Here is a 318-nt window from a genome sequence, read left to right on the forward strand (position 1 = left end):
CAGATTTTTAAAGAGCAAAACTTCGCAGTGAACCCTTGCAGGTACACTCTGAAGTATTTTTTATTTAATCACTACAGAGATGGTGGAGCTATGCGGGATCGAACCGCAGACCTCCTGCGTGCAAAGCAGGCGCTCTCCCAGCTGAGCTATAGCCCCATAACATGTAGTTAAAACCTCTTCAAATTTGCGGTGCAAATTTGGTAGGCCTGAGTGGACTTGAACCACCGACCTCACCCTTATCAGGGGTGCGCTCTAACCACCTGAGCTACAAGCCTGTAGAGGTTTTACTGCTCATTTTCATCAGACAATCTGTGTGAG

2 tRNA genes are annotated in these 318 nt (G+C 47.2%); both read right to left on the bottom strand.

Annotated features, from left to right (window positions below):
- Positions 1–80: 80 nt before the first annotated feature.
- Positions 81–156, bottom strand: a tRNA-Ala gene (locus A7589_RS22395).
- A 42-nt stretch (positions 157–198) separates the two neighbouring features.
- Positions 199–275 (bottom strand) — tRNA-Ile (locus tag A7589_RS22400).
- Positions 276–318: the final 43 nt, after the last annotated feature.

The sequence above is a fragment of the Escherichia sp. MOD1-EC6475 genome, from assembly GCF_003046645.1.
Lineage (GTDB): Bacteria > Pseudomonadota > Gammaproteobacteria > Enterobacterales > Enterobacteriaceae > Escherichia > Escherichia ruysiae.